Here is a 16,266-nt window from a genome sequence, read left to right on the forward strand (position 1 = left end):
TATGATATCGCCTATGTTAGAAGCGCTAATGTGTTACAACAACGCTACTTTAGTGCTATGCACCTTGTGTTATTAAACTGGTTTTGACCTGTTGATCCTATAGCTAACTTAGAGCATGATAAGTCCGCACTGCTGATGGCATAAGGGGTAAGCATTTAACGTTACATTACGACCATCAGCACTTCTCAAATTAATGATCAGAATAAAGAGTAGTTTATGACTTCAGCGCAAAAGATTGTGCCGCTAAATAAAGAGCAGCACGCGACAACAAAAATTAACAACAATAATGCCTTTTCTCATATTGATAACGAACATTTATTGCCGGTAGTGGTGCATGAGTTTGTGGTAGCGGGCGCCGAGTTTCCCATTGTATTTGTGAAAAGCGAAGATACGTTTCAAGCGGTAGCTATGTTGGGTTTGGCAACAAAACAGAATTTGTTTATGCAAGATAACCAATGGCAAGCGCTGTATGTGCCACGCGCAATTCGTAATTACCCGCTACTGCTAGTGCAAGAACAACAAGACAGTGAGCGCTTATTAATCGCATTAGATGAAAACTCTGAGCGTGTTAGCCAGGCTGAAGGTAATGCGTTATTCAATGAAGATGGCAGCGAAAGTGAGTTTTTAACTTATCGTAAGCAACAAATGTCAGATTACATTGAAATGGGTGTAGTAACCCGTAACTTTGTGGCTAAATTACAAAGCTTAGATTTAATTCAGGAGCAAACGCTTACATTAACGATTAATGGTGAAGAGCGCCGTATTAACGGTATTTATCTTATCGACGAGAAAAAGCTGAATGAATTAAATGACGAGGCCTTTCTAGATCTACGTAAAAGTGGTTACCTCACTGCAATCTATGCTCAGCTTATGTCGCTACAGCATACGCAAAAATTAGTTAAAAAATCCGCAGAAGCCAGCTAGTTTGGTACTTTAGGCAGCAGCAACGGCTGCTGCTGTCATTATAGGGAAGAATGAATGAGTAACAGTATCATGGCGTTAGAGGCTAGAGAAGCGCCTCAGCGTATTGCTGAACAGTTAGCTGCCAATGCTAATCTGGTAGAACAGATTGTGACGGCTATTTCTGAGCGCGCGCCTAAATTCGTCTATATGGTTGGTCGGGGGTCGTCTGACCATGCTGGTGTGTTTGCAAAATATCTAATTGAAATTGAAGTTGGTTTGCCAGTATCGGCGGCCGCGCCATCAATCGCTAGTGTATACAATAAGTCTCTGCAACTTAAAGATGCGTTGGTTTTAGTGATCTCTCAATCAGGCCGCAGCCCAGATATTCTTGCCCAAGTTGATATGGCCAAGCGCAGTGGTGCCATGGTAGTGGCATTGGTAAATGACACTAGTTCACCGCTAGCAGAGCAAGCGCATTATGCGCTGCCGTTAAATGTTGGTACAGAAAAAGCAGTAGCCGCCACCAAAAGTTATTTAGCAACATTAAGCGCCATTTTACACTTGGTATCGGTTTGGTCCGGTAACAAGGCGCTACAGCAAGCTGTGCAACAGTTGCCACAGACGTTGGCTAAAGCAATTGAGTTACCGCCGCAATTAACTGCTGCAGCGTTAGAAAACGTCGCGCATTTAGTCGTGTTAGGTCGCGGTTTCGGTTATGCCATTTCGCGGGAGATCGCACTAAAACTTAAAGAAGTTTGCGGTATTCATGCTGAAGCGTTCTCTAGTGCCGAGTTTTTACATGGCCCCGTCACCTTAGTTAAACATCCTTTTACTATTGTTGATGTTACGGTGGCTGATGAAAGCTTGAGTGCGCATCGTAGCCAGATTGATGATGTGCGCCGCCGTGGCGCTACTATAATTCCGCTGCATCATAACGGTGTTGATGCGTATAACCGAGTATTGCCTTTAGTAATTTTACAGCGGTTTTATTTAGATGTAGAAGTGGTTGCACGTAGCAGAGGAATAAACCCTGATGCGCCACCGGGCTTAAATAAAGTAACTAAAACGGTTTAATCTAACATAGTGGTATTAAGCGCATGCAGCAGTTGAGTGTCAGCCGGCTATTTGACGGTGAACAGTGGTTCGATAATGTGAGTGTCAATATTGATAACGGTATTGTGCACTCGATAGTGCCCGCGGTTGGCAATATTCAGTCTGGCATGCTAGTGCCTGGCTTTATTGATGTGCAGGTAAATGGTGGTGGTGGGGTGTTGTTTAATGCTAAACCAAACCTGCAATCGCTGCGCACTATGCTGCGGGCGCATGCCCAGTTTGGTACTACGGCAATGCTACCTACAGTTATTACTGATAATGTCGCAATTATGCAGCAAGCGGCTGATGCAATAGCGTTAGCTATTGCGGCGCAAGAACCTGGCATTATTGGTGTGCATTTTGAAGGTCCGCATTTATCAGTGGCAAAAAAAGGAGTGCACTCAGAGCAATATATTCGTCCATTAAGCGCTGCTGAGCTAGCAATTTATGCGCGAGCAGACTTAGGTATAAAGTTAATCACTGTTGCCCCAGAAAATATTAGTCCAGCACAAATTAGCCAGCTAGTGGCACTAAACGTCATTGTTTGCCTTGGCCACTCAAATGCCGATGCCGCAACCGTGCAGGCTGCACTTGCAGCAGGTGCGAGCGGTTTTACGCATTTATATAATGCGATGTCGCCGTTAACGTCACGCGAACCCGGCATGGTTGGTGTGGCGCTTAGCGACCCGAATAGTTGGTGCGGTATTATTTTAGATGGCCATCATTTGCACCCTGTTGCGGCAAAGGTGGCGTTAGCCGCTAAGCCACAAGGTAAGTTAATGCTGGTAACTGATGCGATGTCGCCAGTAGGCACCAGTGATACCGAATTTGACTTTTTTACCGGTAAAGTGACGCGTGATGGTAGCAAATTAACTAATGAGGCTGGCTCTTTAGCGGGCTCGGTATTAGATATGGCGGGTGCGGTACAATATGCCGTGCAGCAGCTAGGCGTTAGTCCGGCAGAAGCACTGCGAATGGCGTCGCTATACCCGGCACAGTTTTTATCACGCAGTACCGGTGGCCGTATTGTCGCTGGTGCGCCGGCAGATTTCGTATTCGTTGATGATAACTGGCAGGTACTAGCGTGCTGGATTAATGGTCAGCCAATTTATAGCTCCTTATAAAAATCATAATAAAGCAGGAAATACGCATGGAAGTGACAGCTGAACCAGTTAAAGTTCGCAGCAGCCTAGTGCCGATGGCAATAGTCGCAATCTTATTTTTTGTTTTAGGTTTTGCAACCTGGCTTAATGGCTCATTAATGCCTTACTTAAAGCAAATGCTCAGCCTAACGCCACTGCAGGCGTCATTTGTGGTGTTTTCTTTTTATATCGCCGTAACCTTTACTGCCTTACCTTCGGCGTGGTTAATTCGTAAAGTTGGCTATAAAAATGGTATGGCGTTAGGCATGGCAACTATGATGCTGGCTGGCTTGCTCTATATTCCGGCGGCACAAACACAAACCTTTGCTTTGTTTTTATTAGCACAGTTGGTTATTGGTGCTGGGCAAACTTTGCTACAAACTGCCGTAAACCCTTACGTAGTAAAAATTGGCCCGGAAAAAACTGCTGCCGTACGTATCAGTGTTATGGGTATTTTAAATAAAACCGCGGGAGTTGCCGCACCGGTTGTGTTTACCGCGTTAATCGCCAATAGCTTTATCTCAACTTCTGATACTGTGCTAACAAGCATACAAATTGACGAAATGGCCGCTAGTTTAGTTTTACCTTACCTTGGTTTAGCTATATTTTTAGGCGTGCTAGCACTGGCTGTAAAGTTTGCACCTTTACCTGAATTAGAAAAAGAATCGAATAACACCAATAGTGTGCAGTTAATTAAAGCGGTATTAGCAAAACCTAGTTTAGTATTAGGCGTATTAGCGTTATTTGTTTATGTAGCGGTTGAAGTTATTGCTGGTGATACCATTGGTTTATTTGCCTTATCGCTTGGTGTCGAGCGTTACACGGTAATGACCTCTTATACTATGGGTTGTATGGTACTGGGTTATATACTGGGAATAGTATTGATCCCGCGCGTGCTATCACAGCAAGCTGCGTTAGCCATTTCTGCTGTTTTAGGTGTGTTGTTAGTCGGCTTTATTGTGCTGGGTGATACTTCATCCTTTATCATCGCTAATAACGTATTGCTGCCATTAGGTGGCGCAGCGCTACCCGATACGCTGCTGTGTATAGCTGTACTTGGATTGGCTAATGCTATTGTTTGGCCGGCAGTGTGGCCGTTGGCGTTGTCAGGTTTAGGTGAGTTAACTAGTACCGGTTCGGCATTACTTATTATGGGTATTGCCGGTGGTGCTTTTGGCCCAGTATTTTGGGGTTTAGCTAGTGGCACGGGGTTGGGGCAACAAGGTGCTTATATTGTGATGTTGCCATGTTATGCATTTATTCTGTTTTATGCACTGAAGGGCCATAAAATGACCCGTTGGCAGTGATAGCTAGAAACGATATTCCCAAGTGGCGGCTAAACTACCACGTTTAATATTAAGCTCGGGTTGCGGCGATTTATCAAACACTCTACCTTCAATACTTAGCAGGCCGTTAAATAACGGCTGGCGGTATTCCAAGCGTAACTGCCAATTTTTTAAATTAGAGTTGGCAGCTAAAAACTCACCGTGCAGTAGGCTAACCGCCCAGCTATAGCCATCAAAAGTTTGAAAGCGATATCCCGCCGATAATACTCGCGCATCGCTGCCATAGCCGCTGCCAATAACGCGACCATAGCGGCGGTAACCCTGCGGGTATATATCGCCTTCGTAAGCGCAATCACCGGTTTGCACTGCACCGTCGCAACGAATATAGGTATTCGACCACTCTAAATTAACTGTGTGTATTGTGCTGCTGCTACCAAAAAAGCTACGTACGCCATAAAGCTGCATAGGTGTGCTTAGGTTGCGACCACCGCTGTCGTTGGCAAGTTCAGCATAAATACTCAGAGGTTGATGAAACAGATTAAGGTGCAAGGTGGCATCTAACCCAACCAAGTTATCAGAATTATGTTGATCATTTAACAATAACATCTGGCCAAATGCGCTAAGGCCGTTGTCTAAGGTATCGCCACCCCACTGACTAATGCGCGATAAACCCAGCTCTAATTCAGGTAACGGCCTAGCACTAAAGCGTGCGCCAAAATGCTTAATTTGTTGCGGTATACTATGGTGTTCACCCTGACCGATAAAACTGGTAAAACTCCAAGGTCCTAACCAGCTTAACAACCGGTTTTCACTTGCTTGCCAGCTATGACGGCTTAACCGCAACGAAGGTATTGGTCTGGCGTTATTGCTTAGTAACAGTGAGGTTTGTTGCCCTGGGCCCCACCATGCAGGCTGTTGATCAATAGCCAACACCCAGTTGCCAGCAATGAATGCCAAATAGCTGCCATCTAGCGTAACATCTTGCTCATGGCTGCCATTTTCTAGTTTACGATAATTAACCTGCGTTTTAGCCGCCCAGTTTTCGCCAAGGTATTCTTTAAAAATACTGGCATCAGCTTTTTCAAAATAGCTTTCGCCGAAACTTTGATACAGCGACGGGTTCGTGCTGGCTTTTAACTTAATACCGGCAATGTAATCTTGTTGGTTAGCGTTTAACGCTGATCTAACATGAGCTAGTGCAAAGCGTAATTCTTCTGTTGGTTGTTCTTGCGCCGCCGCTAAATCGCCTACAATGTTTTTCCACATTAAAGGGTAGGTGTTTACTGGGCCTGTTATAACGCCAGCCTGCGCCAGTGTTTGCAACGATTGGCGTAAATAATTATCTGTGGTGTCTACCCAGGGCGCAGCGCTGGCGGGTAATGCCAACAACAGTGTGGCAATAATCGTTGGTTTTAATGTCATAATTTAAATTTGGCTTTTAGGGCTAATTCAACATCGGCAGGAACAAAGCTAGATACATCACCACCGTGCCGACATACCTCTTTGACTAGAGTCGATGAGATAAATGAGTTTTTTTCCGACGGTGTCATAAAAATACTGTCTAGCGCGGGGTTTAGTTGCCGGTTCATACTGGCTAGCTGAAATTCATACTCAAAGTCTGCTACAGCTCGCACGCCACGAATTAATACCGCAGCGTGCTCATTTTCGGCAAACTTTGCTAATAAGCCAGAAAAGCCAATTACGCTAACATTTTTAATACCGGCAAAAGCCTGCTGCGCTAAAGCTACTCGTTCTTGCAAACTAAATAATGGCTGCTTACTTGGGTTAGCTGCAACGCCGACAATAACACTGTCAAACATTCGGGCTGCGCGCTGCACTAAATCGGCGTGACCGTTAGTAAGAGGGTCGAAAGTGCCTGGGTAAATGGCTTTAATTTTCATATTGTTAGAGGCATTCCATGCTAAGTTAAAATGCAGATTTCGCAACGACTAGAGTTTTTAGTCAATTTGGCGTTACTATAGCAAATTAATTTAATAAACAATAAGCCTGTTTCGCAGATGGAAAAAAAGCTCAGAACAAAAGATAAAATTCTGCAAGCCAGTGTAGAGTTATTTAACCAGGTGGGTGAACGCCAGGTTACGACTAATCATATTGCGGCACATTTGGGTATTAGCCCCGGTAATCTGTATTACCACTTTCGTAATAAAGAAGACATTGTGCGGCAAATTTTTAAAGAATATGCCAAGTTATTAGAAACTCGTATTAAGCCGCCGTCAGATAAAACTGAAGCACTGGATGCGTTGGCCAGTTATTTGGATGCCGTGTTTGAACTGATGTGGCGGTTTCATTTTTTTTACGCCAACTTACCCGATATTTTGGCGCGAGATGCCGCATTGCAGCAAGATTATCAACTGGTGCAACAAGGTGTTTTGGCGCGCGTTACTGCCGTGTTACGCTCGCTTAAGCAGTCGGGTATTATTGCCATTGATGACGAAGACGTGACCGATTTAGCGCACAGTATTAAGCTGCTAGTAACGTTTTGGATTAGCTATTTGAAAACCCAAGCACCCGATAAAGCGATTGATCAGGCGAGTGTGTATCAGGGCGTATTAAAAGTATTACTGCTATTTAAACCCTATGCTACTGAACAAGCTAAACCCCGTATTGCACGCTTGCAACAACAGTATGAGGCGCTGGCCAATTAAATAGCGCGGTTGTAGGTTAAACTTGACACTATCAGGTCTGAGCAGCGCACAACATAATGTAAAAGCGCTGCAGGCTTGCTTTATACGCTATACAATAGCGCCGTTTTTCTGTACTTAGCCAGTAACTGGAGGTTTTATGCGCAGCAGTGCTTTTCTGCAACACTTACAACAGCAAACCGATGATGTTAAAGCAGAAGGTTTATACAAGGCAGAGCGTATTATTACCTCGCAGCAACAGGCCAGCGTTAGTGTTGCTGGTAAACAGGTACTAAATTTTTGTGCTAACAACTATTTAGGTTTAGCCAATCATCCTGATCTTATTGCTGCTGCTCAGCAAGGTTTAACCAGCCATGGCTTTGGCGTAGCCTCAGTGCGCTTTATTTGTGGCACTCAAGATATTCATAAAACTTTAGAGCAAAATATCAGTAGCTTTTTAGGCACTGAAGACACCATTTTGTATTCGTCGTGTTTTGATGCCAACACCGGTTTATTCGAAACCCTACTGGGCGCTGACGATGCGATTATTTCTGATGCACTAAATCACGCCTCTATTATTGATGGTGTGCGTTTATGTAAAGCCAAGCGTTACCGTTATGCCAATAACAACATGGCCGAGTTAGAAGCGCAATTAAAGCAAGCCGATGCCGATGGCGCGCGTTTTAAATTAATTGCCACCGACGGTGTATTTTCAATGGACGGCGTAATTGCCGATCTAAAATCTATCTGCGATCTGGCCGATAAATACGGCGCCATGGTGATGGTTGATGACAGTCATGCTGTGGGCTTTGTTGGCGAAAATGGCCGTGGCACCCCAGAGTATTGTGGTGTGACAGAGCGAGTAGATATCATCACGGGTACTTTAGGCAAAGCATTAGGTGGCGCGTCAGGTGGTTACACCTCAGGTAAAAAGGAAGTGATTGAATGGCTGCGTCAGCGCTCACGGCCGTATCTGTTCTCTAATTCATTAGCGCCATCTATTGTTGCTGCGTCAATAAAGGTACTGCAAATGTTGCAGCAAGGCGACGCGCTGCGTGCCAAGCTTTGGGATAATGCTAATTATTTCCGGGAAAAAATGTCAGCTGCTGGTTTTACGTTAGCTGGTAAAGATCATGCCATTATTCCGGTGATGTTAGGTGATGCCAAAGTTGCCTCAGAAATGGCAAAACGGATGTTAGAAGAAGGTATTTACGTGGTTGGCTTCTCATTTCCAGTAGTGCCAAAAGGCCAAGCGCGGATCCGGACACAAATTTCAGCAGCACATAATAAAGCACAATTGGATAAGGCTATAGATGCCTTTATCCGTATTGGTAAAGACATGGGCGTGATCGCATAAGGGCGGGACGTAAAATGAAAGCATTAGCAAAGTTAAAAGCAGAACCAGGTATTTGGCAAACTGAAGTTGATAAGCCAGAAGTCGGCCCGAATGATGTATTAATACGTATTAAAAAAACCGCTATTTGCGGTACCGACGTACATATTTATAAATGGGATGAGTGGGCACAAAACACGATTCCACATGGCATGGTAGTAGGTCATGAGTATGTTGGTGTAATTGAAGGCATGGGTTCAGAAGTGCGTGGTTTTAAAGTAGGTGACCGCGTGTCGGGTGAAGGCCATATTACCTGTGGTTATTGCCGTAACTGTCGGGCTGGGCGAGTACATTTATGCCGTAACACCACAGGTGTTGGTGTTAACCGTCCGGGTGCTTTTGCCGAGTACTTAGTCATCCCAGCGTATAACGCGTTTAAATTAGCTGACAACATTCCTGACAATATCGCGGCTATTTTTGATCCGTTCGGTAATGCCGTGCATACCGCACTGTCGTTCGATTTAGTGGGTGAAGACGTGCTTATTACCGGTGCTGGGCCAATCGGCATTATGGCAGCAGCCGTAGCGCGCCACGTTGGCGCCCGGCATGTGGTTATAACTGATGTAAATCAATACCGCTTAGACTTAGCGCTTAAAATGGGTGCTACCCGTGCCGTAGACGTTAGTAAACAAAACCTAAAAGACGTGATGAACGAACTGGGTATGACCGAAGGTTTTGATGTTGGTCTGGAAATGTCCGGTGTGCCAGCCGCGTTTCGTAGCATGCTTGATACCATGAATCACGGTGGCAAAATTGCGATGCTAGGTATTCCGCCGTCTGATATGGCAGTAGATTGGAATAAAGTTATTTTTAAAGGCTTAGTAATCAAAGGTATTTACGGTCGCGAGATGTTTGAAACTTGGTACAAAATGGCCAGTTTAATTCAGTCGGGGTTAGATTTAACGCCAATGATTACTCATGAAATGCCGATGGAAAACTACCAAGAAGGTTTCGAGATTATGTGTTCTGGTCAGTCAGGTAAGGTAATTCTGAACTGGTCATAATCACCAGCGACCTATCAACAATAAAACAGCGAACCTCGGTTCGCTTTTTTATTGCCTAAAATTCATTCACTCATTTGTCTCTAAAGTTGATTTGGATATATGTTATATTTTTTTGGAATATAGGATTAGTGTTTGGTTGGATTGCTTTGTGCATAGTTAATGTTGCATGTAATTGCAATTACTAAAACTAATAATAATATCCAGAGGAATACCCATGTTGAAATCCATAATGTTTGCTGTCGCAACCTTGGTACTAAGCAGCTTTGCTGTTATCCAAACTGCGCAAGCTTCACCAATTATTACTCAAGAGTTTTTGTTTGATGACGGCAGCAGCTTTGGCTTCCTGTCAATTGACACTGCCGATATTGATGCTGATGGTAATGTGTCTCAGTGGCATGCTTTTGAATTATTTGGTTATGAAATAGGCGAAGTTTTTGATTTTTCTGCTTCGTTCGATATCGATAATTTATTTGCCGGCCTGACGTTTTTAAACTTCGACGCTAATGACGTTTCCGATTTCTTTGCCTTTCAGGGCAGCTGGTTCGCAGATTTTGATTTAGGGTTCTTTACTATTTATACAGCTGACGGTGACTACCTTATTGACGATTATATGGTGATGGGTGCACCAGTTGTAAGCGGCGTAACTGTGCCGGAGCCTGGTACGCTGTTTTTAATGCTATCTGTTATGGGCGGCTTGTTGTTACGTCGTCGTGCCTAATTTGTTTGTTAGAAATGTTTTAAGTGTCAGATTTTTTATCACTTTTATCACAGATGTAATTTAATGTTTCGAAGGGGGCGGTCATAGCTAGTGGTGTTGATGCGCAACACCATGTGCTTGTAAGTTGTCCAAATTCTTTACAGTTATGTGAAATGAGTTTTAATAAAAATTAAATTGCCGATCAATAAATAATGGTTTAGGCAAAATAGCAAAATAAAAGTGTGTTGCTAAATAAAAAAATAACCGGAGAACATCCATGCAACTGAACAAAATTATGTCTCGTACTGCTATCGCTGTCGCTATGGCAGTAGGTGTGGTTCACGCCCAGCAAATGAATAGCCCGTATGAAGTAAATATAAATCCAGCACAGTTACAGCAATCTGCTGATGCGACTGATGCGGTATCTTATATTGTGCAAGTTAAAGGTAAAACAGGCGTAGAAAAAGCAGAAGAGCTAGGTGAGTTATTGCCAGCAAAGCAATCGGTAACAAAAGCGTTAAACCGTTATAATTCATCTTCTTCACGTATGCAAAGCTATACCGCGAGTTTAAAAGCCTTTCAAGAAAATTTAGCAGCGCAAAGCGGTGTTGATACTTTACTGCATTCTTATACTCATACTTTTAACGGTTTCTCGGCAAAAATGACTGCTGCACAGGCAGAAACCTTACGTAATCATCCGAACGTGGTCGGTGTATGGCGTGATGAATTACAACAATTAACCACGTCTAACACGCCCGCATTTCTTGGCCTTACTGATACGCCTAATGGTTTACATACGCTGGGTGTGAAAGGTGAAGATGTTGTAATCGGTATTGTTGATAGTGGTATTTGGCCAGAGCATCCAAGTTTTGCTGATGATGGCTCTTATGCGCCATTAGAAGGTTGGAATGGTACTTGTGACTCGGGCGAAGACACGGCTTTCACCTGTAACAATAAATTGATTGGTGCACGCTACTTTAATCAGTCGTTTGCCAGCACTTACGCTATTCAGCCAGGTGAGTTTATTTCACCACGCGATGCTGATAACCACGGTACACACACCTCATCAACTGCCGGTGGTAATGCTGGAGTAACAGCCGTATTTAATGGCACGCCAGTAGCCACTGTGTCGGGTATTGCACCACGTGCCCGTGTTGCTATGTACAAGGCGTGTTGGAATAGCGATTACGTTAGCCCAACAGGCGCACAAGAACGCGGCTGCTTCTACGGTGATACTATGGCCGCTATTGATGCTGCGGTTGCTGATGGCGTCGACGTTATTAACTATTCAATTGGCGGCAGTTTAACTGACCTAACTACTATAGCTGCTGCGGCTAAATTACGTGCAGCACAAGCTGGCGTGTTTGTTGCGGTGTCTGCCGGTAATAGTGGTCCAGGTGCTGGCACCGTTGGTACACCAGTACCTTGGGTAACGACAGTGGCTGCGTCAACGTACGATGGTCTTAGTATTGCTAATGGTATTGAAGTAACTGCAGGTTCATTGCAAGGCACTTATATTGCGGTGGAAGGAGCTACGTCTAAGCCACTAAGTGCAACCGGTGATATTAGTGCTGATGTGGTAGTTGCTTCGCCATTATTAGCCTGTACGCCGTTAACTAATGCTGCGGATATTGCTGGAAAATTTGCGCTAATTCAGCGCGGTGATTGTTCGTTTGATATAAAAATTGCTGAAGCGCAAGCCGCAGGTGCTGCCGGTGTTATCGTTTATAACAATTCTGCAGTTGCTCCGATCCCTATGGGTGGTACTGACAGTTTCACTATTCCAGCGGTAATGACAACCTTAGCCGCAGGTACAGCGTTTAATGCTGAAGTTACTGCTGGTGGTGTAGTAAATGTAAAAATGAGCCCGTCAATCTTTATTGAAGGCGTGCCTGAAGTAGGCAACCTAATGGCTGGCTTCTCGTCACGTGGTCCTAACATTGCAACTTATGATGTTATCAAGCCTGATATTACAGCGCCGGGTGTTAAGATTTTAGCCGGTGGTTCATCACAACCCATGTCTGGCCCAGCAGGTGTTAGCTTTATTTATCTGCAAGGTACGTCTATGTCTAGCCCGCATATTGCAGGTATGGCAGCATTAGTTAAAGAGGCGCATCCAAATTGGTCTCCAGCAATGATTAAATCAGCGCTAATGACTACAGCACGTCAGAACGTGAAAAAAGAAAATGGCACAACGCCTGCCGATCCGTTTGATTTTGGTGCAGGTCATGCTGTACCAAACAAAGCGACTGATCCAGGTTTAACTTATGATATTACTAGCTTAGATTACTTCGCTTTCTTATGTGGTGTAGGTAAATCTAGTTTTGTGCAAAGTGCGAGTGGTTATACTTGTGCGCAATTTGAGGCAGCAAACTATGATACTGATCCTAGTCAGCTGAACTTACCTTCTATAGCTATTGCAGAGTTAACAGCGGCGCAAACCTTAACTCGTGTAGTTACTGACGTGAGTGGTGCCGCATCAGTTTATACTGCGACCGTTCAAGCTCCAGCTGGTGTTGATGTTCAGGTACTTACTACCGAAGGTGGCAACACCATGGCAGTAGCTGCTGGTGCAACTGTTGGTTACGGTATCAAGTTTACGCCAAAAGCTAACGCTGTAATTGGCAAGTGGGCGTTTGGTGCAATTACGTGGTCTGATGGTGTGCATACTGTTCGCAGCCCAATTGCGATAAAGGTTGAATCACCTAAGTTAATTGTTGCGCCTGAAGTGGTTAAAGGTCTCGTAAAAGCTAAAGCTGGCCGCGTTGCCTTTGACGTACAAATGAACTTTAGCGGTGTAACCAGTGCCGAAGTTAGCGGTGTTAGTGCACCATTTGGTTCTAGCGGTGTGGTTTCGCAAGATGCGGATGGAGCTTTTACCTTTAATGAAGCAGGCTTAGGTTTCCATGCTTTCCTGGTGCCTGCGGGTACTAGTGTTGCACGTTTTAGTTTATACGACGGTTTATCTGATGTAGCTGGTGCCGATTTAGACTTACATGTTTATCGCTGTATTGCTTATTCATGTACTAGCGTTGGTACTTCACTGAATACGGGTGGTAATGAGGTAGTTACCGTGCTTAATCCGCAGCCAGCAGCTAATGATGCTGCAGGTGATTTCTACTTAGCCTTTGTGCATGGTTATGATTTAAAGGGCCAAGCCAAAGCTAACTATACTATGCCAGTTTGGGTAGTTGACGCACAAGAAACGACGACAAAACTGTCGGCAAGTACGCGTGCTATTGCTGGTAGGCCAAACATTGTTGCTGTGATGACAAATAACCTGACTGCAAGCGCATTCCCTTATTTGGGTGTGGTTTCCTTTAAAGATGCTAACGGCGTTAAGCAAGCTTCAACTTTGGTTGAAGTAACTGCTAACTAAGTTTTATGTAAATACCAAAAAGCCCAGCAATAAGCTGGGCTTTTTTATTTGTGCTATCAGCTTAACTGCAAGGTATTAGTGCTCATCGAACAATCCCCCCTCGTTGTCATACTACTGTAATAAATATGCAGCAAACTAGTGCTGTATTTACATTGGACAGCCAAGGAAAAGATATGAAGCCGAATAAAAAAGCGACTATGTTGCTAATTTCTGTAACCGCTTTAGCGCTATCAGCGATGGCTGAGGCAAAAAGTCGCGATACCATTCAAATTGCCGGTTCCTCTACAGTACTGCCCTTTTCGTCAATTGTCGCCGAGGAGTTTGGTAATAACTTTGCGCAGTTTCGCACGCCGGTGGTTGGTTCAGGTGGCTCGTCAGGTGGCTTACGTCAGTTTTGCCAAGGCGTCGGTGAGAACACTATTGATGTGGCCAATTCTTCGCGAAAAATTCGGCCCAATGAGGTTGAAGCCTGCAAAGCTAATGGGGTAAAACAAATTATTGAAATAAAAATTGGTTACGATGGCATTGTGTTTGCGTCGCGCACCGATGCTGCAGTGTTTAAATTAGAGCCACAGCATATATTTTTAGCGCAGGCGGCTAAGGTGCCACAGGCCGGAAAGCTAGTAGTAAACCCCTATACGCGCTGGAATCAAATTGATAAAAACCTGCCAGATCAGGACATACTCCTGGCTATTCCGGGCTCTAATCACGGTACGCGAGAAGTGTATGAAGAAAAAGTGGTGATCCCCGGCTGTGAAAGTTTAGCCGAAATTAAGACGCTAGAACAAAGCGAAGCTAAAGCTATTTGTACTGCCACCCGTAATGATGGTCGAGTAGTTGAAATTGCTGGAGATTACACTGAAGCGTTAGCGCGCTTAACAGCGCAAAAAGAAACCTTGGGCGTATTTGGTTTAAGTTTTTATGAAGCTAACCGCGACCGCATTAAAGTAGCCACCATGTCCGGTGTTGAGCCAAATTTAGATACCATTATTGCTGGTGAATATCCGGTATCGCGCCCGCTGTATATATACATTAAAGGCGCTCATATCGGTGTAGTGCCAGGCTTACAAGAATATGCGTTATTTCATGTTAGTGACACTATGTCTGGCTTTGGCAGTGTGCTAGAAAGTGCCGGTTTAATACCTCTTGCTAATGCTGAACGTGAGCAAATGCAGCAGAATATTAAGCTTAAAGCGTCACTCTAGTAAGCTCAGATGTGCGGTTAAAAAAGAGCTATGTCATATAGCTCTTTTTTGCTTACGGCTATTGTCATAAAACTGAAATATAACTGACTTACACTACGCACCAGAATACCTTATCTAAAAAACGACTTTTATGGAGCAACCATGAGTAACCTTTCGTTAATTTTAGTGCTATTGCTAGTTATGGCGCTAGGTTACCAATTTGGTCTGGTTCGCAGCCGAAACGTTGCTAAGTCGCAGCTTAATGTGCCCATGCATTCTCGCTCACATCATTACGGTATGTTGGTTGCGTTATGGGCGGCACTGCCCGCATTTATTATTTTACTGCTGTGGTTGTGGTTGGCGCCAACAGTGATTAATAGCATGCTGTTATCGGCAGTACCTATAGATGTAACTAGCTTAAAAGCGGACGAGCTTCGTGTAATGCTACAGCGCATTAGTAATTTAGCCGGCAACTTTGGTGTAGTTGCTGATGCGGAGCCTTGGGAGCGCGCAGCAGCGGATCACCTGCGGCAGCTTAAGGCCAACAGCACTATTGTTCTTAGTGCGCTAATGGCCGTTATTGTGGCTATTGGTATGCTAGTTAGCTTGTATAGCATTACACCCAAACTAAAAGCACGGCATCAAATAGAGCGCGTAGTTAAAGTCTTGCTGATCCTGTGCTCTGCCGTTGCGGTGTTAACGACCATTGGCATAGTGTTATCAATGGTGGGCGAAACGCTAAAGTTTTTTAGTTATATTCCGCCTACTGAGTTTTTCTTCGGCACCAGTTGGAACCCTCGATTTTCAACAGTCGGCACCCAGCAGCAAGGCAGTTTTGGCTTATTGCCCCTGTTGGCGGGCACCACACTAATTGCCGGTATTGCCATGCTGGTCGCGATACCTCTGGGACTGATGGTAGCCGTCTATTTGGCAGAATATGCATCATTGCGTTTTCGTAATATCGCGAAGCCATTAATTGAAGTTCTCGCTGGCATTCCTACTATTGTTTATGGCTTTTTTGCCTTGGTTAGTGTTGGCCCCTTTTTACGTGATTTAGGTGCAGCGCTTGGCCTTAATATTAACGCTACCTCAGCGTTAACGGCCGGCGTAGTGATGGGTATTATGATTATTCCGTTTATTTCATCGTTGTCAGACGACATTCTTACTCAGGTACCCAAAGCCATGCGTGATGGCTCTTTAGGCCTTGGCGCAACAAAATCAGAAACTATTTTAAAAGTAGTATTACCTGCTGCCTTGCCCGGTATTGTTGGCGCGGTATTACTAGCCGCCAGTCGCGCTATTGGGGAAACTATGATTGTGGTACTCGCAGCCGGTAATAGCCCAGCGCTTACTGCTAACCCGTTTGAAGCGGTGTCTACGGTTACGGTAACTATAGTGAACCAGCTAACCGGTGATAACGACTTTTCCAGCCCGCAATCGCTAGTCGCATTTGCCCTAGGCTTAACCCTATTTGTTATTACCTTGCTATTAAACGTTATGGCACTGGTGATAGTGCGTAAATACCGTGAGCAATACGAGTAAGA

The 16,266-nt window shown here is 44.5% G+C and carries 13 protein-coding genes; 11 read left to right on the plus strand and 2 right to left on the minus strand.

The window, feature by feature from the left end; all coding sequences use genetic code 11:
• Positions 1-216: 216 nt before the first annotated feature.
• The 4 genes from MN199_RS09940 to nagP are packed head-to-tail and all read left to right on the plus strand — an operon-like array spanning position 217 to position 4,444.
• Complete coding sequence (locus tag MN199_RS09940) at positions 217-924, plus strand: SapC family protein (RefSeq protein WP_132585405.1); 708 nt, start codon at positions 217-219, stop codon at positions 922-924.
• 54 nt (positions 925-978) lie between these two features.
• Positions 979-1,977 (plus strand): glucosamine-6-phosphate deaminase NagB-II, encoded by a 999-nt coding sequence (gene nagB-II / locus MN199_RS09945; RefSeq protein WP_335739318.1) that lies wholly within the window; start codon positions 979-981, stop codon positions 1,975-1,977.
• A gap of 23 nt (positions 1,978-2,000) precedes the next feature.
• Complete coding sequence (gene nagA / locus MN199_RS09950) at positions 2,001-3,119, plus strand: N-acetylglucosamine-6-phosphate deacetylase (RefSeq protein ID WP_335739319.1); 1,119 nt, start codon at positions 2,001-2,003, stop codon at positions 3,117-3,119.
• A 26-nt stretch (positions 3,120-3,145) separates the two neighbouring features.
• Positions 3,146-4,444, plus strand: coding sequence for an N-acetylglucosamine MFS transporter NagP (gene nagP, locus MN199_RS09955; protein WP_335739320.1), 1,299 nt, complete (start codon positions 3,146-3,148; stop codon positions 4,442-4,444).
• Positions 4,445-4,447: 3 nt separating this feature from the next.
• On the opposite strand, the gene MN199_RS09960 is transcribed toward nagP, so the two are convergent.
• A complete protein-coding gene (locus MN199_RS09960; protein WP_335739321.1) occupies positions 4,448-5,845 on the minus strand; it encodes a capsule assembly Wzi family protein in 1,398 nt (465 codons plus the stop codon).
• Positions 5,842-6,324 (minus strand): pantetheine-phosphate adenylyltransferase, encoded by a 483-nt coding sequence (coaD, locus tag MN199_RS09965; RefSeq protein ID WP_335739322.1) that lies wholly within the window; start codon positions 6,322-6,324, stop codon positions 5,842-5,844. Before coaD ends, MN199_RS09960 begins: the two co-directional genes overlap by 4 nt.
• Before the next feature lie 117 nt (positions 6,325-6,441).
• Between coaD and MN199_RS09970 the strand changes: the two genes are divergently transcribed.
• The 7 genes from MN199_RS09970 to pstC all read left to right on the plus strand — a co-directional run bounded on the left by MN199_RS09970 (position 6,442) and on the right by pstC (position 16,264).
• Complete coding sequence (locus MN199_RS09970) at positions 6,442-7,089, plus strand: TetR/AcrR family transcriptional regulator (RefSeq protein WP_335739323.1); 648 nt, start codon at positions 6,442-6,444, stop codon at positions 7,087-7,089.
• Between the two features lie 136 nt (positions 7,090-7,225).
• Complete coding sequence (locus MN199_RS09975) at positions 7,226-8,422, plus strand: glycine C-acetyltransferase (protein ID WP_132585387.1); 1,197 nt, start codon at positions 7,226-7,228, stop codon at positions 8,420-8,422.
• A 14-nt stretch (positions 8,423-8,436) separates the two neighbouring features.
• Positions 8,437-9,462 carry an L-threonine 3-dehydrogenase gene (gene tdh / locus MN199_RS09980; protein ID WP_132585384.1) on the plus strand — a complete coding sequence of 342 codons (1,026 nt, stop codon included), beginning with the start codon at positions 8,437-8,439 and terminating at the stop codon, positions 9,460-9,462.
• Positions 9,463-9,676: 214 nt separating this feature from the next.
• Positions 9,677-10,180 (plus strand): PEP-CTERM sorting domain-containing protein, encoded by a 504-nt coding sequence (locus tag MN199_RS09985; protein WP_335739324.1) that lies wholly within the window; start codon positions 9,677-9,679, stop codon positions 10,178-10,180.
• A 256-nt stretch (positions 10,181-10,436) separates the two neighbouring features.
• Positions 10,437-13,538, plus strand: a complete 3,102-nt coding sequence (locus MN199_RS09990) for a S8 family serine peptidase (protein WP_335739325.1) — start codon at positions 10,437-10,439, stop codon at positions 13,536-13,538.
• Positions 13,539-13,711: 173 nt separating this feature from the next.
• The gene (locus MN199_RS09995; protein WP_335739326.1) at positions 13,712-14,743 is read left to right on the plus strand and encodes a substrate-binding domain-containing protein; all 1,032 of its coding nucleotides are present in this window, start codon (positions 13,712-13,714) and stop codon (positions 14,741-14,743) included.
• A gap of 141 nt (positions 14,744-14,884) precedes the next feature.
• Entirely contained in the window at positions 14,885-16,264 is a 1,380-nt protein-coding gene (gene pstC, locus MN199_RS10000) for a phosphate ABC transporter permease subunit PstC (protein WP_335739327.1), read from the plus strand.
• Positions 16,265-16,266 lie beyond the last annotated feature (2 nt).

The sequence above is a fragment of the Rheinheimera metallidurans genome, assembly GCF_036983985.1.
GTDB lineage: Bacteria > Pseudomonadota > Gammaproteobacteria > Enterobacterales > Alteromonadaceae > Alishewanella > Alishewanella metallidurans.